We start from the raw sequence: 19,943 nt of genomic DNA, 5'->3' as shown, positions 1-19,943 counted from the left end.
GTACGGTCCTCCGGGGTGCCCGCCCCGCATCAGCGGCCTACCGCGCGGGCCAGGGCACCTGCGGCGACCGGTAGTAGCCGATGCCCAGCGCGTCCCAGCGCGGTCCCTGCGCGGCGAGCCGGACGCGGTAGGCGTCCCGGCCGAGCGCGGAGGCCGGCGACCAGCCGAGTTCGGCCGCACCCGCGAGCCGCGGGAAGGCCATCTGCTCGATGTCGGCGCTCGTCGCGATCGTCTCCGTCCACAGCGGCGCCTCGACGCCCTTGACCGCCGAACCCGGCGCCCCGGGCAGGTAGTTCCCCGGGTCCCAGTCGTAGGCCCGCTTCACCTCCACCAGTCCGGCCCAGTCCTGGCCCAGCGGGGTGTCCTCGGTGTACTTCATGTCGAGGTAGATCCGGTCGGCGGGCGAGAGGATCAGCCCGGTGCCGTTCTGGGCGGCCTTGGCGACCTGCTCCTTCTCCGCGGCGCTGGTGTCGTCCAGGCCCCAGTACTGGGCGAGGGCGCCCTTGGCCGGGTGCGCGCCGGTCAGCTGGTGCCAGCCGATGACGGTCTTGCCGTACTTGGCGACGACCGGCTGCACCCGGTCCATGAACTTCACGTAGTCCTCGTGGCTGGTGGAGTGCGCCTCGTCGCCGCCGATGTGCAGATAGCGGCCCGGCGTGATCGCCGCCAGCTCGCGGACGACGTCGTCGACGAAGTCGTAGGTGAGGTCCTTGCCGACGCACAGCGAGCTGAAGCCGACGTCGGTGCCGGTGTAGAGCGGGGGCGCCACTCCGTCGCAGTTGAGGTCCGCGTAGGAGGCGAGGGCCGCGTTGGTGTGGCCCGGCATGTCGATCTCGGGCACGACCTCCAGGTAGCGGGAGGCCGCGTAGCGGACGATCTCCTGGTAGTCGGCCTTGGTGTAGTGGCCGCCCCGGCCGCCGCCGACCTCGGTCGAGCCGCCGTAGGTGGCAAGGCGCGGCCAGGAGTCGATCGCGATGCGCCAGCCCTGGTCGTCGCTGAGGTGCAGATGCAGCTTGTTGACCTTGTACAGGGCCAGTTCGTCGATGTAGCGCTTGACCTGGGCGACGGTGAAGAAGTGGCGGGAGACGTCGAGCATCGCGCCGCGGTAGGCGTAGCGCGGGCGGTCCGTGATCGTGCCGCCCGCGACGAGCCACGGTCCGGGCTGGACGGAATCCTTCTCGACGGCAGCCGGGAGCAGTTGGCGCAGGGTCTGGACGCCGTGGAAGAGGCCGGCGTACTCGTCGGCGGTGATGCGGACGCCGTCGGGTCCGCTGTCGAGGCGGTAGCCCTCGGCCCCGAACCGGCCGTGGGTCAGCCGCAGTTGGATGCCTGTGCTGCCGTGCGTGACCAGCGGCAGCCGGTAGCCGGTGGACGGGCGCAGGATGCCGGCGAGGTACTCGCCGATCCGGTGTGCTTTCGGGGTGTCGTCGACACGGATGACGGTGGAGCCGCTGAGGCGGTACGGCGCACCGCCCGGCCTGACCGACTCGGGCGCGGGAACCACCCGGCCCAGGGGGGCGGGTTCCGCCTTCGTCACCGAGGTCACCGTGGTCGCTCCTACCGTGAAGGTGCCTGCCGCCGCCACGAGCAGCAGCGATCCCAGAACGCGGTGCAGTCTCACATGCACTCCCTCCGATTGGTAGAGACCACTCTCCCGCACAACCGGTGAAACAATCCCCCCATGGCGGAAATCATCCAGAGGGACGGCACGTGGGCCTTCGACGGCGACGCCCTGCGGCTGACTCCCGGACGGGACAGAAACGTCAGCCTCCTCCGCCGGACCCTGGGTGAACTCGTCGTCCCGCTGGGCGCGTTGGCCGGTGTGTCGTTCGAGCAGGGCAAGAAGTCGGGGCGGCTGAGGCTGCGGCTGCGCGACGGCGCCGACCCGCTGCTGCACGCCTCCGGCGGCCGTCTGACCGAGCCCAACGACCCCTACCAACTTCTCGTGGAGTCCGACCGCTACGGAGTGGCCGAGTACTTCGTGGACGAGGTGCGCAGCGCCCTGCTGCTGGACGAGGTCCCGTCCGAGCCGGTGACCGGGTATCTGCTGCCGGGTCCTTCCGTCCCGCTGTCGGTCTCCGCCGGGGACGGCACGGCCAGCTTCGACGGTGAGCACGTGCGCCTGGAGTGGAACTGGAAGACGGAGGACGCCAAGGCCGCCGCCGGCACCCGCACGCTCGCCGTCACCGACCTCCTCGGGGTGGAGTGGCAGCCGGCCGTCGGCCTGGAGAACGGGCATCTGCGGTTCGTGGTGCGGGGCGCGCAGACGAAGGCGCCGGCCAAGTACGACCCCCACTCCGTGGAGCTGTGGGGCTTCAAGAAGGACCCGCTGATGGCCCTCGTCGCGGCGGCCGTCCAGGCACGGCTGCCGCATCCGTCGGCGGCGACCGCCGAGGAGCCGCCCAGGGAACTGCCCGAGGCGCCCCGGGACGACCCCGACGCGCTGCTGCGCCGGCTGCGCGAACTAGGTGAGCTGCACCGCACGGGCGTACTGACGGACGAGGAGTTCCGGATGACCAAGCAGGCGATCCTCAAGCGCATGTGACCACCGGCCGCACCTCCGTGCGCCTGCCCGATATCGGGCAGGATTGTTGCGAAAGGCTCGCTCGTACCCCAGGATCTACCGGGTGCACGACGAACTTGTTGATCACCTGACGCGCTCCTCACCCCTGAGCCGGGGCGAGGCGCTGCGGGTGATCCAGGACGTGCTCGCCTACTTCGACGAGACGACCACCGAGTTCGTCCGTCGCCGCCACCGCGAGCTGCAGGCCCAGGGCCTGGTGAACGCGGAGATCTTCGAACGGATCGCGGCGGACCTGTCCTACCGGGCGGTCGCACCGCCGGAGCTCACGCTCCGGCAGCTGCGCCGCATGGTCTACGGCTGAGGAATACGTATACATGTGCGGAATCGTCGGATACATCGGGAAGCGTGACGTCGCTCCCCTCCTGCTGGAGGGCCTGCAGCGCCTCGAATACCGCGGCTACGACTCGGCGGGCATCGTCGTCACCTCCCCGAAGACGGCCGGCCTGAAGATGGTCAAGGCCAAGGGCCGGGTGCGCGACCTGGAGGCGAAGGTCCCGGCGCGCTTCAAGGGCACCACCGGTATCGCCCACACCCGCTGGGCCACCCACGGCGCCCCGTCCGACGTGAACGCCCACCCGCACATGTCGGCCGACCACAAGGTCGCCGTCGTCCACAACGGCATCATCGACAACGCCTCCGACCTGCGCCGCAAGCTGGAGGCGGACGGCGTCGAGTTCCTCTCCGAGACCGACACCGAGGTCCTCACCCACCTGATCGCCCGCTCGCAGGCCGAGAAGCTGGAGGACAGGGTCCGCGAGACCCTGCGGGTCATCGAGGGCACGTACGGCATCGCCGTGATGCACGCCGACTTCCCCGACCGCATCGTGGTGGCCCGCAACGGCTCCCCGGTCGTCCTCGGCATCGGCGAGAAGGAGATGTTCGTCGCCTCGGACATCGCCGCGCTGGTCGCCCACACGCGGCAGATAGTGACCCTCGACGACGGCGAGATGGCCACGCTCAAGGCCGACGACTTCCGCACCTTCACCACCGAGGGCACCCGGACGACCTCGGAGCCGACCACCGTGGAGTGGGAGGCGGCCTCCTACGACATGGGCGGCCACGACACCTACATGCACAAGGAGATCCACGAGCAGGCCGAGGCGGTCGACCGCGTCCTGCGCGGCCGCATCGACGACCGCTTCTCCACCGTGCACCTCGGCGGCCTGAACCTGGACGCCCGCGAGGCCCGGCAGATCCGCCGGGTGAAGATCCTCGGCTGCGGCACCAGCTACCACGCGGGCATGATCGGCGCCCAGATGATCGAGGAGCTGGCCCGCATCCCCGCGGACGCCGAGCCGGCCTCCGAGTTCCGCTACCGCAACGCGGTCGTCGACCCCGACACCCTGTACGTCGCCGTCTCCCAGTCCGGCGAGACCTACGACGTCCTGGCCGCCGTCCAGGAGCTCAAGCGCAAGGGCGCGCGGGTCTTCGGCATCGTCAACGTGGTCGGCTCGGCGATCGCCCGCGAGGCGGACGCCGGCATCTACGTGCACGCCGGCCCCGAGGTCTGCGTCGTGTCCACCAAGTGCTTCACGAACACCACGGTCGCCTTCGCGCTGCTCGCCCTGCACCTGGGCCGCACCCGTGACCTCTCGGTGCGCGACGGCAAGCGGATCATCGAGGGCCTGCGCAGGCTGCCCGAGCAGATCACCGAGGTCCTCCAGCAGGAGGACGAGATCAAGAAGCTGGCCGAGCAGTACGCCGAAGCCCGCTCGATGCTCTTCATCGGCCGGGTCCGCGGCTACCCGGTGGCCCGTGAGGCGTCCCTGAAGCTCAAGGAGGTCTCCTACATCCACGCGGAGGCCTACCCCGCCTCCGAGCTCAAGCACGGCCCCCTCGCCCTCATCGAGCCGGCCCTCCCCACGGTGGCGATCGTCCCCGACGACGACCTGCTGGAGAAGAACCGCGCCGCGATGGAGGAGATCAAGGCCCGCAGCGGCCGGATCCTGGCGGTGGCCCACCAGCCCCAGGAGAAGGCCGACCACACGGTCGTCGTGCCCAAGAACGAGGACGAGCTCGACCCGATCCTGATGGGCATCCCGCTCCAACTGCTCGCCTACCACACGGCACTCGCCCTCGGCCGGGACATCGACAAGCCGCGCAACCTCGCGAAGTCGGTGACGGTGGAGTAGCGGCCGCCCGACGGCAACCGCCCTGGCCGCGGCCGGACTTGGACGGCCCGGACGTGAACGACCCCCTGTGCGCCACCAGCACAGGGGGTCGTTCCTTCAGGGACCGGAGCCGCCCAACGCTCCGGTCCGCCGCTGCGTCAGCCGGTGGCCGTCACCCCCCGGCCTGCAGCGCGTCGCGCAAGAGGTATGCCCTTCACAAAGGCACAAACACCTCTACGCGCGAGTAGTTTCACGCTGCACCAAGGGAGTTGGGGAGCGGGCGCCTCAGGGGATGACGATGACGGGCCGCTTCGCCCGCTTGGCGAGCCGTCCCGCGACGGAGCCGAAGATGCGTCCGACGATGCCGTGCGTCGACCCGACGACGATCGCGTCGGCCTCGTACTCGCGCCCCACCTCTTCGAGTTCGTGGCAGATGTCGCCGCCGCGCTCGACCAGGATCCAGGGCACTTCGGCGAGGTACTCGGCGCAGGCGAGCTCGAGCCCGAGCACCTCGGTGCGGTGATCCGGCACGTCCACGAAGACCGGCGGCTCGCAGCCGGCCCACACCGTGGTGGGCAGCCGGTTGGCGACGTGCACGATGATCAGGCCCGAGCCGGAGCGGTGGGCCATGCCGATGGCGTACGCGAGGGCGCGCTCACTGGACGTGGAGCCGTCGAAGCCGACGACCACGCCGTGCTTGAAGGCGGGATCGCAGGAATGGCGTGGCTCTTCCGCCGCCAGGGGCTCGGCCGCCGTGGGGTCGGCGACGGGCCGCTTGCGGTCCCTGGGTTCGAAGAATTCGTGACCGGCCATGGCTGTCTCGGCGTTGTGATCCTTTATGGGAGGGACGACAGTGTGCGGCGGAGCTGTCCGGGAATCATCTTTCCCGCCCCATACCCCCAAGGGTACGGCGGCACGCCTCCTTAGCCCAGATCCCGCCCTCCGTCGGTGGGGGTTCCAGGGAGCATGCACGAGGGGGCGCCCGTAACGCAATGGTTGCTGCGCTGTACAGGCGGTTCGCGCAGGATTCACCCGTCGCGGCCGCACATCCGGTGCGGACGCGCAGTGACCGGCCGGTCGAACAGGCGTTGAACCCGGTGAGCCGTCCCCCAGGGAGCCCGCATGCCCGGACCGTCCCCCGCCCCCGACCCGTCCCGCCCGCCCGAGAACCCCGCGACCGACGTCGTGCGCTGGGCGGCCTTCAGCTGCGTCCTGGTCCCGGTGGTCCTCCTCTGGTACGGCACCTCGCTCGCCGGGGCGGCGGGAACCGCCCTCGGCCTCGCCGCCGTCACAGCGGTGTGCCGGCTGCTGCTGCGCCAGTCCGAGCGGGGCGCGGCCCGGGTGCCCACGGAAGAGAACCCACCTCACCGCGGGCGCCGTCACAGAACGGGTACGGGCACTCACCGAGGCGGACGCCACACCGGCGGAAGTACACCGGTCGGCTGACCGGTTTCCCACTACGGGCCCGACGCTTTTCAGCCAACTTCCGAGACCCGTGCATCCCACCCCCGAAGCACCCCCCAACCCCCGTTCGACCTGCACGGACAGGGGGTACGGAGCCCCGCGTACCCTATGTGGATTGGCCACCGCCACAAGGCGCACTTCCCTGCACGGCCCACGAGTGCAACGCTTCGTGATCGAATGCTTCACGCCAAGTTGCCATGTCGACAATGTGCCGGTTCCCGAACTGGGTCACCCCGGCACCACGGGACACAGTAGATTCGATCTTGACGTCTTACGGCGGGGGACTCGTGCAGGACCGAGGGGAAACGTGCAGGAGCGACACAACCGAGGAGCCGCGACCACCGAGGGGGGCTTAGCAGTATGAGCCACGACTCCACCGCCGCGCCGGATGCCGCGGCCCGGAAGCTGTCCGGGCGACGCCGCAAGGAGATCGTCGCGGTGCTGCTGTTCAGCGGCGGCCCCATCTTCGAGAGTTCCATTCCGCTGTCGGTGTTCGGGATTGACCGCCAGGACGCCGGCGTGCCGCGCTACCGCCTGTTGGTGGCGGCCGGCGAGGAAGGCCCGCTGCGGACCACAGGGGGCCTGGAACTCACCGCGCCACATGGCCTGGAGGCGATCTCGCGCGCCGGGACGGTCGTCGTACCGGCCTGGCGCTCGATCACCTCACCGCCACCGGAGGAGGCGCTCGACGCTCTGCGCCGGGCGCACGAGGAAGGCGCCCGCATAGTCGGGCTGTGCACCGGCGCCTTCGTGCTGGCGGCGGCGGGCCTGCTGGACGGCCGCCCGGCAACGACACACTGGATGTACGCACCGACGCTGGCCAAGCGCTATCCGTCGGTGCACGTGGATCCGAGGGAACTCTTCGTCGACGACGGAGACGTACTGACGTCGGCCGGTACGGCGGCCGGAATCGACCTCTGTCTCCACATCGTCCGCACGGACCACGGCAACGAGGCGGCCGGCGCGCTCGCCCGCCGCCTGGTGGTCCCGCCACGCCGGACAGGAGGCCAGGAACGCTACCTGGACCGCTCTTTACCGGAGGAGATCGGCGCCGACCCGCTCGCCGAGGTCGTCGCCTGGGCGCTGGAGCACCTCCACGAGCAATTCGACGTGGAGACGCTCGCCGCGCGCGCGTACATGAGCCGCCGCACCTTCGACCGCCGATTCCGGTCGCTGACGGGCAGCGCCCCGCTGCAGTGGCTGATCACACAGCGGGTGCTGCAGGCCCAGCGTCTGCTGGAGACGTCCGACTACTCGGTGGACGAGGTCGCGGGCCGCTGCGGCTTCCGCTCGCCGGTGGCGCTGCGCGGCCACTTCCGCCGCCAGCTCGGCTCGTCTCCGGCGGCGTACCGCGCCGCGTACCGGGCCCGGCGTCCGCAGGCCGAGAGGCCGGCCGACGTCGACAGCGCGTCCGGCCCGCCGCCCCTGCTGCACCCCGACCAGCCCGTGCCGCTGCAGAGCCGGCGGGCGGCGGCGAGTGCGGTGGGAGCGGGACCGTCCCTGTCGACGGCGACCGCCTCCGCGGACAACGGCCGCGAGGCCTACATGGCCGGCCGCGCGAGCGTACCGGGCCAGCGCAGCGGCACGTGACCTCGGAACGCCGGGCGGGAAGACTCAGCCCGTCCGGCGTTTGAGGACGAGGCCCCTTCAGGGCCGAAGCGGGGGTCCAGGGGGCGGCAGCCCCCTGGTACGCCAACCCCGGCACCGGTCACCCCAAAAGCAAGCGCCAGCTTTAGGGTGGTCGCATGAACGATCGCATGGTGTGGATCGACTGCGAGATGACCGGCCTCTCGCTGTCCGACGACGCGCTCATCGAGGTGGCCGCCCTCGTCACCGACTCCGAGCTGAACGTACTCGGCGAGGGAGTCGACATCGTCATCCGGCCGCCGGACCAGGCCCTGGAGACGATGCCGGAGGTGGTGCGTCAGATGCACACCGCGTCCGGACTGCTGGCGGAACTCTCCGGCGGCACGACCCTGGCGGACGCCGAGGACCAGGTCCTCTCCTACGTCCGCGAGCACGTCAAGGAGCCCGGCAAGGCCCCGCTGTGCGGCAACTCGGTCGGCACGGACCGCGGTTTCCTGCTGCGCGACATGCCGACCCTGGAGGACTACCTCCACTACCGCATCGTCGACGTCAGCTCCATCAAGGAACTCGCCCGGCGCTGGTACCCCCGCGCCTACTTCAACAGCCCCGAGAAGAACGGCAACCACCGCGCCCTCGCCGACATCCGGGAGTCGATCGCCGAGCTGCGCTACTACCGCGAGGCCATCTTCGTACCGCAGCCCGGCCCGGACTCGGACACCGCCAGATCGATCGCGGCCAAGCACGTCCTGCCTGCTCAGCAAGGGTGACACCGGGCGCCGGAGGGGGGCCGCGAAAGCCGTGCGCGAGCACCCCTTCGGACCCTGTACACTTTTTCTCGGCCGGTCGGAAAGACCCCAAGTCCACCGCCGGTCATGGTGGGTGTAGCTCAGCTGGTAGAGCACCTGGTTGTGGTCCAGGATGTCGCGGGTTCGAGTCCCGTCACTCACCCTGAACGATCAGCCGGTGGCTCCGTGAAGACGGAGCCACCGGCTGATTCGCGTTTCCGGCACAGGGAGCCGACGATGACCGAGACCCCTTCCCCGCTCACGGGGCCGTTCCGGACGCCCCGCCTGGACGCCGTCCCGCTGAGCGTCGGCCACGCCGAGGAGATGGCCGTCGTGCTGTCGGACCCGGCGCTGCACACCTTCATCGGCGGCAGCCCGAGCTCCCCCGAGGCCCTGCGCACCCGCTACGAACGGCTGGTCGCCGGCTCCCCCGACCCTGCCGTCTCCTGGTGCAACTGGGTCCTGCGGCGCCGCGAGGACTCCCGGCTGGTGGGCACGGTCCAGGCCACCGTCACGGGACCGGACGCGGAGATCGCCTGGGTGGTCGGCACACCCTGGCAGGGCCGCGGCTACGCCTCCGAGGCGGCCCGCGGGCTCGTGGCGCTGCTCGGCCGGCACACGTCGGTGTCCACGGTCACGGCGCACATCCACCCCGGCCACGCGGCCTCCGCCGCCGTCGCCCACGCGGCCGGCCTGACCCCGACGGACGAGGAACACGAGGGCGAACGCCGCTGGCGGTTGGTCCTGCCCCGCTGACCGCACGGCCGGGCGCCGGCACCTGTTCTCCGCCCGCAGCGCCCCACGGCCCGCCACCGGCGCCCGGCCCTCCGCCACCGGGCGGACGGCCTCGCGTCGACGCCCGCGCACGCATCTCGGGGCGCCCGGCTGAGCGGAGCCGTCAGGACGACGCCCGCGCCTCCAGCTCGGTGGCCAGCACCACCTGCCGCCGCTCCAGCCCGCGTGACGCCGCCGGGCGGCGGTCGGCGATCTCCTCCAGCAGGAGGTCGATCATGCGGCGGCCCATCTCCTCGATGGGCTGGCGGACGCTGGTGAGCGGCGGCTCCATGTGGCGGGCGATGGCCGAGTCGTCGTAGCCGACGAGCGCCACGTCGTCGGGGATGCGGCGGCCCTCCTCGCGCAGGACCTGGCGGGCGCCGGCCGCCATGACGTCCGAACCGGCGAAGACCGCGTCCAGGTCGGGGCAGCGGGAGAGCAGACGGGTCATCGCGCGGCGGCCGCCCTCCTCGGTGAAGTCGCCCGGTTCGATCAGGCTCTCGTCGACCTCGTGACCCGCGTCGCGCAGGGCGTCGCGGTAGCCGTCGACGCGGCGCTGGGCGCCGTAGACGTCGAGCCGGCCGGTGATGTGGGCGATCTTGCGGCGGCCCCGGGAGAGCAGGTGCTCGGCGGCCGAGCGGCCGCCGCCGTAGTTGTCGGAGTCCACCGAGGTCAGGGTCTCGGCTGCGGACCGGGGGCCGCTGATGACCGCCGGGATCTCCAGCTGGGACAGCAGGTCGGGCAGCGGGTCGTCCGCGTGGACCGAGACCAGCAGGACGCCGTCCACCCGGTGCGCGGCCAGGTACTGGGCGAGCCTGCGGCGCTCCCGGTCGCTGCCCGCGAAGATCAGCAGCAGCTGCATCTCCGTGTCGGAGATCTCCGCGCCCACGCCCTTGAGCATGTCGGAGAAGTACGGCTCGGCGAAGAAGCGGGTCTCCGGCTCGGGGACCACCAGGGCGATCGCGTCGGTGCGGTTGGCGGCCAGGGCGCGCGCGGCCGTGTTGGGGACGTAGCCGAGCTCGGCGACCGCGGCCTCGACCGCCGCGCGGGTGGCCTCGCTGACGCGGGGGGAGCCGTTGATGACCCGGGAGACCGTGCCGCGGCCGACGCCGGCCCGCGCGGCGACCTCCTCGAGGGTGGGCCGGCCTCCGCTGCGACCCCGCGCTCCGTGGCCTGTTGCCATTGGCTCCGCCCTCCCATGGACCTACGTTGGCTGGAATCTAACAGCCCCGCCGCCGGCGGTGACCGCGACAGGGTGCCGTCGTCCCCGGCCGGGGACCGTCCGGAGGGAGCAGGTCACGGACCCTGCTATTCCACTTAACGGCCAGATAACTGAACGCATAACTCCGCGTCTGCTCCCTTGACACCCCCGCCGGAACCGACGAACCTTCAACACATCACCTGTGGGAGCGCTCCCACAGTACCTGACACATACACATCCCGCACGTTCCCCGCCCGAGCCGCAGCGAGTATGAACGGGCCCAACAATGCCGTTGGCCGGGGGGTCGGCACGTCAGGCAACAGGAGGACGCACATGGGCACGAGTACCCGACGGTCCCGCAGGCTCATGGCCGTCGCGGCCGTGGCCGCGCTGGCCACGGGGCTGCTGGCCGGCTGCTCCAAGGACTCGGACAGCGGTTCGTCGAACGACGGTGGTGGCAGCGGCAAGGGCAAGACCACGCTGACCATCGGCACCTTCGGTGTGTTCGGCTACAAGCAGGCCGGACTCTACGACGAGTACATGAAGCTGCACCCGAACATCAGCATCAAGGAGAACGTCACCACTCGTACCGACGTGTACTGGCCGAAGGTGCTCACCCGCCTGCAGGCCGGCTCCGGCACGGACGACGTGCAGGCCATCGAGGTCGGCAACATCACCGAGGCCGTGCAGACGCAGGGCAGCAAGTTCGTCGACCTCGGCAAGGACGTCGACAAGTCCCAGTGGCTGGACTGGAAGAACGCCCAGGCCACCACGAAGGACGGCAAGCTGATCGGACTCGGCACGGACGTCGGTCCCATGGCGATCTGCTACCGCAAGGACCTGTTCAAGAAGGCCGGCCTCGAGGCGGACCGCACCAAGCTCGCCGCGCAGTGGAAGGGCGACTGGGCGAAGTACGTCGACCTGGGCAAGGAGTACATGAAGAAGGCGCCCAAGGGCACCAAGTTCGTGGACTCGGCCTCCTCGATCTACAACGCGGCCCTCGGCGGCGCGAGCGAGCGGTACTACGACAAGAGCGGCAACGTCATCTGGGACAAGTCCGCGGGCGTGAAGAAGGCCTGGGACGTCGCGATGTCGGTGGCCACCAGCAACATGTCGGCCAAGCTGAAGCAGTTCGACAAGCCGTGGGACCAGGGTTACGCGAACGCGTCCTTCGCCACGGTGGCCTGCCCGGCCTGGATGATCGGCTACATCGAGCAGAAGTCCGGCGACGCCGGCAAGGGCAACTGGGACGTGGCCGCGGCCCCGACCGCGTCCAACTGGGGCGGCTCCTTCCTCGGTGTGCCGACGGCGGGCAAGCACCAGAAGGAGGCCATCGCCCTGGCGAAGTGGCTGACCGCGCCCGAGCAGCAGGCGAAGGTCTTCGCCAAGCAGGCCAGCTTCCCGTCGACCCCGTCGGCGTACGCGAACCTGAAGCCGGCCGCCGACACCACGGCGTACTTCTCCGATGCGCCGATCACGCAGATCTTCGGTGACTCGGCGAAGACCATCCCCGTCCAGGTCTTCGGCATCAAGGACCAGCCGATCAACACCGCGATCACGGACGTCGGCATCCTCCAGGTCGAGCAGAAGGGCAAGAGCCCCTCGCAGGGCTGGGACGCGGCCACGAACGAGATCAAGGACGTGCTCGGCCAGTGACCAGCTCCAAGGCTCTCGCGCACCCCGCGACGAGCGCCGACGCCGCGCCCGGCACTTCGCCGGGCGCGGCCCGGGGCGCTCACGGTCGCGGTACACCGCCCCAGGGCCCTTCGTCCTGGCGCAGCCGGCTGTACCGCTGGGACATGAAGGCGTCCCCGTACGCGTTCATCGCTCCCTTCTTCATCATCTTCGGGGCCTTCTCGCTGGTCCCGCTGCTCTACACGGCCTGGTACTCGCTGCACAACGTGCAGCTGTCCTCGCTGGACACCCAGACCTGGGCCGGCCTGGACAACTACAAGAACCTGCTCAGCTCGGACTTCTTCTGGAACGCCCTGAAGAACACCTTCACGATCGGCCTGATCTCGACGGTGCCGCAGCTGATGGCCGCGATCGGGCTGGCCCACCTGCTGAACTACCGGCTGCGCGGCTCCACCGTCTGGCGGGTCGTGATGCTCACCCCGTACGCCACCTCGGTGGCGGCGGCGACGCTCGTCTTCACGCTGCTGTACTCGTGGGACGGCGGCATGATCAACTGGCTCCTGCACTTCGTCGGGATCGACCCGATCAACTGGCGTGAGTCCGACTGGGGTTCGCAGTTCGCGGTGTCGTCGATCGTCATCTGGCGGTGGACCGGCTACAACGCGCTGATCTACCTCGCGGCGATGCAGGCCATCCCGACCGACCTCTACGAGTCGGCGGCGATCGACGGCGCCAACCGCTGGGAGCAGTTCCGGCACGTGACGATCCCGCAGCTCAGGCCGACCATCCTGTTCACCGTGGTGGTCTCCACCATCGGCGCGACCCAGCTCTTCGGCGAGCCCCTGCTGTTCGGCGGGGTCAGCGGGTCCAAGGGCGGCTCGGAGCACCAGTACCAGACGCTCGGTCTGTACATGTACGACCAGGGCTGGATCATCGGCAACCTCGGCAAGGCCTCGGCGATCGCCTGGTCGATGTTCCTGATCCTGATGATCATCGCGGTGATCAACCTGCTGTTCACCCGACGCCTGAGGAAGTCCCAATGACCACCAGTGACCTGACGCTGCCTCAGGCGAGGCCGAAGAAGACCCGCAGCCGCCGGGTGATGGGCGCGGGCAAGCAGCTGCACGCCGGCCCGGTGACCTACATCGTCCTGGGGATCTTCGCGCTGGTCTCGCTGGCGCCCCTGGTGTGGACGGCGATCGCCGCCTCGCGCACCGACCGGCGGCTGGCCCAGACGCCCCCACCGCTGTGGTTCGGCGGGAACCTGTTCAAGAACATGCAGGCCGCCTGGGACCAGGCCGGGCTCGGCACGGCGATGCTCAACAGCGTGATCGTCGCGGGCACCATCACCGTCAGCACGGTGGTGTTCTCCACGCTCGCCGGGTTCGCCTTCGCCAAACTGCGGTTCAAGTTCTCCGGGGTCCTGCTGCTGCTGACCATCGGCACCATGATGATCCCGCCGCAGCTGGCCGTCGTCCCCCTGTACCTGTGGATGTCGAACCTCGGCTGGTCCAACCAGCTGCAGACGGTCATCCTGCCGACGCTCGTGACGGCCTTCGGCACGTTCTTCATGCGCCAGTACCTGGTGCAGGCGCTGCCGAGCGAGCTGATCGAGGCGGCCCGGGTCGACGGGGCGAGCAGCCTGAGAGTCGTCTGGCACGTGGTCTTCCCCGCGGCACGGCCCGCGATGGCCGTCCTCGGCCTGCTGACCTTCGTGTTCGCCTGGAACGACTTCCTGTGGCCGATCATCGCCCTGACCCAGCAGAACCCGACCGTGCAGGTCGCGCTGAACTCGCTCGGCACCGGGTACGTCCCCGACCAGGCCGTGATCATGGCGGGTGCGCTGCTGGGCACGCTGCCGCTGCTGATCGCGTTCCTGCTGTTCGGCAAGCAGATCGTCGGCGGCATCATGGCCGGCGCGATCAAGGGCTGACGCCCTGGGCCGAGGGCGACGCCCGAAAAGCCCTCATACGAATTCTCCGGTCCGTACGACCTCTCATGGGAGCGCTTCCATGCCTCAACCCGCAACGCCGGCCACCCCGGTGACCTTTCCCCCCGCCTTCCTCTGGGGCGCGGCGACCTCCGCGTACCAGATCGAGGGGGCGGTGCGGGAGGACGGCCGTACGCCCTCGATCTGGGACACCTTCAGCCATACGCCCGGCAAGACCGCCGGCGGCGAGCACGGTGACATCGCTGTCGACCACTACCATCGCTACCGCGACGACGTGGCCATGATGGCCGACCTGGGCCTGACGGCCTACCGGTTCTCGATCTCCTGGTCCAGGGTGCAGCCGACGGGCCGGGGGCCCGCCGTCCAGGTCGGCCTGGACTTCTACCGCCGCCTGGTCGACGAACTGCTGGACCACGGCATCAAGCCGGCCGTCACCCTCTACCACTGGGACCTGCCCCAGGAGCTGGAGGACGCGGGCGGCTGGCCGGAGCGGGACACCGCCTACCGGTTCGCCGAGTACGCGCAGATCGTCGGCGAGGCGCTGGGCGACCGGGTGGAGCAGTGGATCACGCTGAACGAGCCGTGGTGCAGCGCGTTCCTCGGCTACGCCTCCGGGGTGCACGCGCCGGGCCGCACCGACCCCGAGGCGTCGCTGCGGGCCGCGCACCACCTCAACCTGGCCCACGGCCTGGGCACTTCGGCGCTGCGCGCGGCCATGCCGGCCCGCAACTCCGTCGCCCTCAGCCTGAACTCCTCGGTGGTCCGGCCGCTTTCGCCGCAGGACCCGGCGGACCTGGCCGCGGTGCGCAAGATCGACGACCTGGCGAACGGGATCTTCCACGGCCCGATCCTGCACGGCGCCTACCCGGAGTCGCTGCTGTCGGCGACCTCGTCGATCACCGACTGGTCGTACGTCCTCGACGGCGACCTGCGCGCGATCCACCAGCCGCTGGACGCGCTGGGCCTCAACTACTACACGCCGACCCTGGTCTCGGCGGCGAAGACCCCGGTGGCCGGTCCGCGCACCGACGGGCACGGCGCCAGCGAGCACTCCCCGTGGCCGGGCGCCGACGACGTCTCCTTCCACCAGACGCCGGGCGAGCGCACGGAGATGGGCTGGACGATCGACCCGACGGGCCTGCACGAGCTGATCATGCGCTACACGCGCGAGGCTCCCGGTCTGCCGCTGTACATCACCGAGAACGGCGCCGCCTGCGACGACAAGCCCGAACCCGACGGCAGCGTCCACGACCCCGAGCGCATCGCCTACCTGCACGGGCACCTCTCGGCGGTCCGCCGCGCCATCACCGACGGCGCGGACGTCCGCGGCTACTACCTGTGGTCGCTGATGGACAACTTCGAGTGGGCGTACGGCTACGAGAAGCGCTTCGGCGCGGTCTACGTCGACTACGCCACCCTCGCCCGTACGCCGAAGTCGAGCGCCCACTGGTACGGACAAGCGGCGCGGTCCGGAACGCTGCCGCCGGTGATCTCCGACTGACCGGAAGACCGGCCGCACGGGCGGCGGGAGAGCGGGGGGCGGGGCGCGGCGGCCGAGGGGGGCGCCGCGCCCCGTTTCCGTTCGGGGCCTGTGCGGGTGCCGGTCAGTTGAAGGCGCCGAAGGCCTTGGAGAAGGCGAACGGGCTCTGGGTGATCGAGCTGCAGGTGGCGTCGGCGGTGGGCTTGGTGCCGCCGGCGCACTGCTTGTCGCGGGTGGCGGACCACATCGACAGCCCGCCCAGGCCCTTGGACTTGGCGAAGTCCACCAGCTGGGTGGCGTCGTCGACCTTGAAGACCTCGGTGGAGACGTCGTTGACGCCGATCATCGGGGTCACGGCGACCGCCTTCCACGCCGCGCTGTCGGAGAGCCCGAGGACGCTCTTGACCTGGGCCTGGGTGGCGGTCGCGGCCTGCTCGGCGTAGGTGCCCATGTCGCCGCTGTAGGAGGCGCCGTAGTCCATCGCCATGATGTTGACGGTGGAGGTCTTCACGCCGTTGGACTTGGCGTTCGACAGGAGGTTCACGCCGTCCTGGGTGAGGCCCTCGGGCATCACGGGCAGGGTGAACGACACGTCCAGGCCGGGGTGCTGGGCCTGGAGCTTGGCTATCGCCTGGGCGCGGCGGGTGTTGGCCGCCGTGTTCGGCAGCGCGCCGCCCTCGACGTCGAAGTCGACCTTGGTCAGCTTGTACGCGTCCACGACCTTCCCGTACGCCGCGGCCAGCGCGTCCGCCGAGGAGCAGGTCGTGGCCAGCTCGGAGCCGGAGGCGCCGCCGAAGGAGACCCGGACGTCGCCGCCCTTGGCGCGTAGCGAGCCGATCTGGGCGGCGACGCCGTCGCTGCCGAGGTCGGTCACGCCGCCCCACTTGGGCGTGCAGCCGCCGCCGTCGGTGACGAACGCGAGGTTGTAGGTCTTCACTCCGGTGGCGTCGGCGCTCGCGAGCAGGTCGAAGGCCGGGTAGAGGGAGGTGTCGACGTAGGGCGCGAAGCCGCCGCTCGTGGTGGTGCCCGTGCCGGTGCCGGTACCGGTGCCCGTGCTCTGCGAGGGGGTGGGGGTGGCGGTGGGGGTCGCCGTGGGGGTGGGGGTCGCCGTCGGGGTCGGGGACTCGGTGGGGCGGCCGCTCGGCTCGGGCGTCGGGCCGTCGTCCGCGGAGCACTTGGCGCCGTCGATGACACAGCTCTTCGGGTCCGCGGTGCCGTTGACGACGAAGCCGACGGTGACGGACTTGCCGGGCGCGAGGCCGTCGGTGTCCCACTTCGCCGGGGTCACGGTGACGTGCTGCCCGCTGACGGCCGACTCCGCGTTCCAGAGGGAGCTGAGCTTGGCGCCCGCCGGGAGGTCGAACTCCAGCTTCCAGGTCTTCTCCGTCGCGCCGCTGTTGTTCGTCACGACGTACTGGGCGGTGTACCCCGTCGACCAGTCACTGGTCTTCGTGTACGCGGCCCCGATGCCGGCGGCCTGAGCGGTACCGGTGAGCAGGACGGCACCGCCGCCCACGACCGCCGCGGCCACCAGACCGCCGATCGCCTTGTTCCTGCCGCTGATCCTGCGCCGGTGCGTGCTCATGCGCGTGCCTGCCTTCGCTCTTCACGGGGGTGGGGTGCGGCAGCACGCTAGCGATCCGGAATCGGGCAAAGCGCCTGATCCGGGCGGGGGTTGCGGATCTTAGGGGGCGCTTAAGGAAGGGATCGGGGGTGGTTAAAGGTAGAGACCAATACGGCGGCCGATGCCGCTCCCGGTCTGCGGCCGGCTCGCCGCTCGCGGTCCCGGTCCCGGCCGATCCCCCTCCCGGTACCGGTCCCGGGTCCCGGCCGAATCCCCCCTCCCAGTCCCGGTCCCGTGCGGACCGCCGCTCCCGGTCCCGATCCCGGCCGATCCCCGGTCCCGGCTCCGGTTCCCGGCCGGACCGCGCCGCTCGCGGTCCCGGTCCAGGCCGGATCGCCGCTGCCGGTGCGGGTCCCGGGCGAACCGCCGCTCGCGGTCCCGATCCCGGGTGGACCACCGGTCCCGGTCCCGGCCGATCCCCGCTCACGGTCCCGGCTCCGGTTCCCGGCCGGACACCGCCGCTCCCGGTCCCGGGTGGACCACCGCTCCCGCTCCCGGTCCCGATCCCGGCCGATCCCCCTCCCGGTACCGGTCCCGGGTCCCGGCCGGATCGCCGCTCCCGTTCGCGTTCCCGCTCACCTCGCGACGGCGCGCCTGCGTCGTCGTACCGACCGGTGCCCGCGGCCGCCCGGCGTCCGGGCCCGGCCGTCGAGCTGGATCCAGATGCGCACCTCGGTCCCGCCGAGCACGGACGACCCGATCCGCACGTCGCCGCCGGTCGACTCCGCGAGCCGCCGCACGATGTCCAGCCCGAGGCCGGTGGAGCCGTCGCTGCCCGATCCGCGCCCGCGCGCCATGGCCGCCTCGGGGTCGAGGATGCCCGGGCCCGCGTCGGAGACGAGCACGATCACCGCGTCCTCGCCGTTGTGCAGGTCGACCGCGAAGGCCGTGCCCTCGGCGGTGTGCCGGAAGACGTTGCCGAGCAGGGCGTCCAGCGCCGCCGCGAGATCCGCCCGGGCCACGGGTATCCGCACCGGCCGGTCGGCGCCGGCGACCCGCCACTTGCGGCCCTCGTCCTCGGCCAGCGCCGACCAGAACGCCATCCGCTCGCGCACCACCTCGGCCGCGTCGCACCCGGCGCCCGGCCCTGCCGCGGCGGTCTGCGGCTTGGCCTCCCGGGCGGTACGGATGATCGTGTCGACCTCGCGCTCCAGCTGGGCGACCGCGGCCCGGGTCTGGTCCGCGGCGGGCCCTTCCCCGAGCGAGGCGGCGTTGAGCCGCAGCACGGTCAGCGGGGTGCGCAGCCGGTGGGACAGATCCGCGGCCAACTCGCGCTCATTGGCCAGGAGCTGGACGACCTGGTCGGCCATGGAGTTGAACGCGACCGCCGCCAGGCGCAGTTCGGTCGGCCCCTCCTCCGGCACCCGCGCCCCCAGCTTGCCCTCCCCCAGTTCGTGCGCGCCCTCGACCAGCCGCTGGGCGGGCTGCACCATCCGCACCCCCAGCCGGTCGGCGACCGCGACGGACCCGACGATCAGCGCGACGCCGACCCCGGCGAGCACCGCCCAGGCCGTGCCGACGCCGTTGCTGACCTCGGACTCGGGCACGAACACCTCGACCACCGCGATCGCGCCGGAGCTGACCGCCACCGGTGAGAGCAGCGTGAAGCCGCCGGGGACCTCGGTGGTGGAGGCCCGGCCCAGCTTGCGCACGGTGGCGATGTCCTTGCCGGCGGCGTGCCTGCGCCCGATGTCGACGGCGGCCCGGCCGTCGGCCGACGGTATGTGAACGGCCACGCCGGCGTCGGAGCCCGCCGAGGCGACGACCTTCTCCAACTGGTCGCGCTCGGTGGTGATGGACAGCGCCGGGGCGACGGCGGCGGCCTGCCGCTCGGCGTTGGAGAACGCCCGGTCCCGGGCCATCTCCTTGATGACGAGCCCGAGCGGCACGGCGAAGGCGACCACGACCATCGCGGTCACCGCCAGACAGACCTTGACCAGAGCCCATCTCATCGGGGCACCTCCCCGCCCGGCGGCTCCAGCTTCACGCCGACGCCCCGCAGCGTGTGCAGATAGCGCGGCCGCGCCGCCGTCTCGCCCAACTTCCGCCGCAGCCAGGACAGATGGACGTCGATGGTCTGGTCGTCGCCGTAGGACTGCTGCCACACCTCGGCGAGGAGCTCCTTGCGGGCCACGACGACTCCGGGGCGGCCGGCCAGGAAGGCGAGCAGGTCGAACTCGCGGCGGGTGAGGTCGAGCCGGACGCCGTCCAACTCGGCCTGGCGGCGCAGCGGGTCGACGGTCAGGCCGCCGACGCGCAGCACGCTGGACGGCGGGACCTCGCCGGCGGCGGTGCGGGAGCGCCGTAGCACCGCCGCCATCCTCGCCGAGAGGTGCTCCACCGAGAACGGCTTGGTCAAATAGTCGTCCGCGCCCGCGTTCAGCAGCCGGACGATCTCCGTCTCGTCGTCCCGGGCGGTGGCGATGATCACGGGCACGTCCGTGATCCCGCGCAGCATCTTCAGCGCCTCGGAGCCGTCCAGATCGGGCAGACCGAGGTCCAGGACGACCACGTCGAAACGGAAATGGGCGACCTCGCGCAGCGCCTCCAGCGCCGTGCCGACACTGCGCACGGTGTGCGCGGCATCGGTCAGGTGCCGGATCAGCGCCGAACGCACGAACTGGTCGTCCTCGACCACGAGCACACTTGCCATGCGCGGCACCGTACGCCATGCGGGCGGGCCGCACCGGAGCCTGTGGACAACTCCGGGCATGTGCGGCCCGTGGGGCGCGTGAGGCAGTATGAGC

17 protein-coding genes and 1 tRNA gene are annotated in these 19,943 nt (G+C 71.1%); 12 read left to right on the top strand and 6 right to left on the bottom strand.

Annotated elements, in window-relative coordinates:
- Positions 1-37: 37 nt before the first annotated feature.
- Positions 38-1,621, bottom strand: a complete 1,584-nt coding sequence (locus tag M8J74_RS15725; protein ID WP_249836985.1) for a beta-N-acetylhexosaminidase — start codon at positions 1,619-1,621, stop codon at positions 38-40.
- Between the two features lie 60 nt (positions 1,622-1,681).
- On the opposite strand from M8J74_RS15725, the gene M8J74_RS15720 reads away from it, so the two are divergent.
- The 3 genes from M8J74_RS15720 to glmS all read left to right on the top strand — a co-directional run bounded on the left by M8J74_RS15720 (position 1,682) and on the right by glmS (position 4,716).
- Positions 1,682-2,545: a DUF4429 domain-containing protein gene (locus M8J74_RS15720; protein ID WP_249836984.1), complete on the top strand. Its 864-nt coding sequence runs from the start codon at positions 1,682-1,684 to the stop codon at positions 2,543-2,545.
- Between the two features lie 82 nt (positions 2,546-2,627).
- Entirely contained in the window at positions 2,628-2,885 is a 258-nt protein-coding gene (locus M8J74_RS15715) for a hypothetical protein (protein ID WP_058925140.1), read from the top strand.
- Between the two features lie 13 nt (positions 2,886-2,898).
- The gene (gene glmS / locus M8J74_RS15710) at positions 2,899-4,716 is read left to right on the top strand and encodes a glutamine--fructose-6-phosphate transaminase (isomerizing) (protein ID WP_249836983.1); all 1,818 of its coding nucleotides are present in this window, start codon (positions 2,899-2,901) and stop codon (positions 4,714-4,716) included.
- A 264-nt stretch (positions 4,717-4,980) separates the two neighbouring features.
- Here glmS and M8J74_RS15705 read toward each other — a convergent pair whose 3' ends face one another.
- Positions 4,981-5,508, bottom strand: a complete 528-nt coding sequence (locus tag M8J74_RS15705) for a universal stress protein (protein WP_058925138.1) — start codon at positions 5,506-5,508, stop codon at positions 4,981-4,983.
- A 309-nt stretch (positions 5,509-5,817) separates the two neighbouring features.
- Here M8J74_RS15705 and M8J74_RS15700 point away from each other — a divergent pair, with 309 nt between their 5' ends.
- The 5 genes from M8J74_RS15700 to M8J74_RS15680 all read left to right on the top strand — a co-directional run bounded on the left by M8J74_RS15700 (position 5,818) and on the right by M8J74_RS15680 (position 9,287).
- Positions 5,818-6,141 (top strand): hypothetical protein, encoded by a 324-nt coding sequence (locus tag M8J74_RS15700; protein ID WP_249836982.1) that lies wholly within the window; start codon positions 5,818-5,820, stop codon positions 6,139-6,141.
- A gap of 378 nt (positions 6,142-6,519) precedes the next feature.
- Positions 6,520-7,749 carry a helix-turn-helix domain-containing protein gene (locus tag M8J74_RS15695; protein ID WP_249836981.1) on the top strand — a complete coding sequence of 410 codons (1,230 nt, stop codon included), beginning with the start codon at positions 6,520-6,522 and terminating at the stop codon, positions 7,747-7,749.
- Positions 7,750-7,904: 155 nt separating this feature from the next.
- Positions 7,905-8,513: an oligoribonuclease gene (gene orn, locus M8J74_RS15690; protein ID WP_249836980.1), complete on the top strand. Its 609-nt coding sequence runs from the start codon at positions 7,905-7,907 to the stop codon at positions 8,511-8,513.
- Positions 8,514-8,621: 108 nt separating this feature from the next.
- Positions 8,622-8,694 (top strand) — tRNA-His (locus M8J74_RS15685).
- Between the two features lie 74 nt (positions 8,695-8,768).
- Positions 8,769-9,287 (top strand): GNAT family N-acetyltransferase, encoded by a 519-nt coding sequence (locus M8J74_RS15680; RefSeq protein ID WP_249836979.1) that lies wholly within the window; start codon positions 8,769-8,771, stop codon positions 9,285-9,287.
- 142 nt (positions 9,288-9,429) lie between these two features.
- Here M8J74_RS15680 and M8J74_RS15675 read toward each other — a convergent pair whose 3' ends face one another.
- Positions 9,430-10,488, bottom strand: coding sequence for a LacI family DNA-binding transcriptional regulator (locus M8J74_RS15675; protein ID WP_249836978.1), 1,059 nt, complete (start codon positions 10,486-10,488; stop codon positions 9,430-9,432).
- Positions 10,489-10,839: 351 nt separating this feature from the next.
- Between M8J74_RS15675 and M8J74_RS15670 the strand changes: the two genes are divergently transcribed.
- The 4 genes from M8J74_RS15670 (at position 10,840) to M8J74_RS15655 (ending at position 15,593) form a co-directional block, all read left to right on the top strand.
- Positions 10,840-12,162, top strand: a complete 1,323-nt coding sequence (locus tag M8J74_RS15670) for an ABC transporter substrate-binding protein (protein ID WP_249836977.1) — start codon at positions 10,840-10,842, stop codon at positions 12,160-12,162.
- On the top strand, positions 12,159-13,184 hold the full coding sequence (locus M8J74_RS15665; RefSeq protein WP_249836976.1) for a carbohydrate ABC transporter permease: 1,026 nt from the start codon (positions 12,159-12,161) through the stop codon (positions 13,182-13,184). The genes M8J74_RS15670 and M8J74_RS15665 overlap by 4 nt, the downstream gene beginning before the upstream one ends.
- A complete protein-coding gene (locus tag M8J74_RS15660; protein ID WP_203237724.1) occupies positions 13,181-14,074 on the top strand; it encodes a carbohydrate ABC transporter permease in 894 nt (297 codons plus the stop codon). Before M8J74_RS15665 ends, M8J74_RS15660 begins: the two co-directional genes overlap by 4 nt.
- A 79-nt stretch (positions 14,075-14,153) precedes the next feature.
- The gene (locus M8J74_RS15655) at positions 14,154-15,593 is read left to right on the top strand and encodes a GH1 family beta-glucosidase (protein ID WP_058925130.1); all 1,440 of its coding nucleotides are present in this window, start codon (positions 14,154-14,156) and stop codon (positions 15,591-15,593) included.
- Positions 15,594-15,696: 103 nt separating this feature from the next.
- Here the strand turns inward: M8J74_RS15655 and M8J74_RS15650 are convergent, their stop codons facing one another.
- The 3 genes from M8J74_RS15650 to M8J74_RS15640 form a co-directional block, all read right to left on the bottom strand.
- Positions 15,697-17,157: a glycoside hydrolase family 18 protein gene (locus M8J74_RS15650; RefSeq protein ID WP_249836975.1), complete on the bottom strand. Its 1,461-nt coding sequence runs from the start codon at positions 17,155-17,157 to the stop codon at positions 15,697-15,699.
- Positions 17,158-17,771: 614 nt separating this feature from the next.
- Positions 17,772-19,148 carry a sensor histidine kinase gene (locus M8J74_RS15645; protein ID WP_249836974.1) on the bottom strand — a complete coding sequence of 459 codons (1,377 nt, stop codon included), beginning with the start codon at positions 19,146-19,148 and terminating at the stop codon, positions 17,772-17,774.
- Positions 19,145-19,849, bottom strand: a complete 705-nt coding sequence (locus M8J74_RS15640) for a response regulator transcription factor (protein ID WP_058925127.1) — start codon at positions 19,847-19,849, stop codon at positions 19,145-19,147. The genes M8J74_RS15645 and M8J74_RS15640 overlap by 4 nt, the downstream gene beginning before the upstream one ends.
- Between the last annotated feature and the right edge of the window lie 94 nt (positions 19,850-19,943).

Origin of the sequence: Streptomyces panaciradicis, from assembly GCF_023516615.1 — a bacterium.
Taxonomy (GTDB): domain Bacteria; phylum Actinomycetota; class Actinomycetes; order Streptomycetales; family Streptomycetaceae; genus Streptomyces; species Streptomyces panaciradicis.
This window is presented reverse-complemented; position numbering and strand designations above follow the sequence as displayed.

Excerpts from the sequence above, each read along its gene's own strand:
- M8J74_RS15650 (WP_249836975.1), bottom strand. The coding sequence starts at position 17,157 with ATGAGCACGCACCGGCGCAGGATCAGCGGCAGGAACAAGGCGATCGGC.
- M8J74_RS15660 (WP_203237724.1), top strand. The coding sequence starts at position 13,181 with ATGACCACCAGTGACCTGACGCTGCCTCAGGCGAGGCCGAAGAAGACC.
- M8J74_RS15700 (WP_249836982.1), top strand. The coding sequence starts at position 5,818 with ATGCCCGGACCGTCCCCCGCCCCCGACCCGTCCCGCCCGCCCGAGAAC.
- M8J74_RS15655 (WP_058925130.1), top strand. The coding sequence starts at position 14,154 with ATGCCTCAACCCGCAACGCCGGCCACCCCGGTGACCTTTCCCCCCGCC.
- M8J74_RS15640 (WP_058925127.1), bottom strand. The coding sequence starts at position 19,849 with ATGGCAAGTGTGCTCGTGGTCGAGGACGACCAGTTCGTGCGTTCGGCG.
- M8J74_RS15695 (WP_249836981.1), top strand. The coding sequence starts at position 6,520 with ATGAGCCACGACTCCACCGCCGCGCCGGATGCCGCGGCCCGGAAGCTG.
- M8J74_RS15720 (WP_249836984.1), top strand. The coding sequence starts at position 1,682 with ATGGCGGAAATCATCCAGAGGGACGGCACGTGGGCCTTCGACGGCGAC.
- glmS (WP_249836983.1), top strand. The coding sequence starts at position 2,899 with ATGTGCGGAATCGTCGGATACATCGGGAAGCGTGACGTCGCTCCCCTC.
- M8J74_RS15680 (WP_249836979.1), top strand. The coding sequence starts at position 8,769 with ATGACCGAGACCCCTTCCCCGCTCACGGGGCCGTTCCGGACGCCCCGC.
- M8J74_RS15645 (WP_249836974.1), bottom strand. The coding sequence starts at position 19,148 with ATGAGATGGGCTCTGGTCAAGGTCTGTCTGGCGGTGACCGCGATGGTC.
- M8J74_RS15670 (WP_249836977.1), top strand. The coding sequence starts at position 10,840 with ATGGGCACGAGTACCCGACGGTCCCGCAGGCTCATGGCCGTCGCGGCC.
- orn (WP_249836980.1), top strand. The coding sequence starts at position 7,905 with ATGAACGATCGCATGGTGTGGATCGACTGCGAGATGACCGGCCTCTCG.
- M8J74_RS15675 (WP_249836978.1), bottom strand. The coding sequence starts at position 10,488 with ATGGCAACAGGCCACGGAGCGCGGGGTCGCAGCGGAGGCCGGCCCACC.
- M8J74_RS15705 (WP_058925138.1), bottom strand. The coding sequence starts at position 5,508 with ATGGCCGGTCACGAATTCTTCGAACCCAGGGACCGCAAGCGGCCCGTC.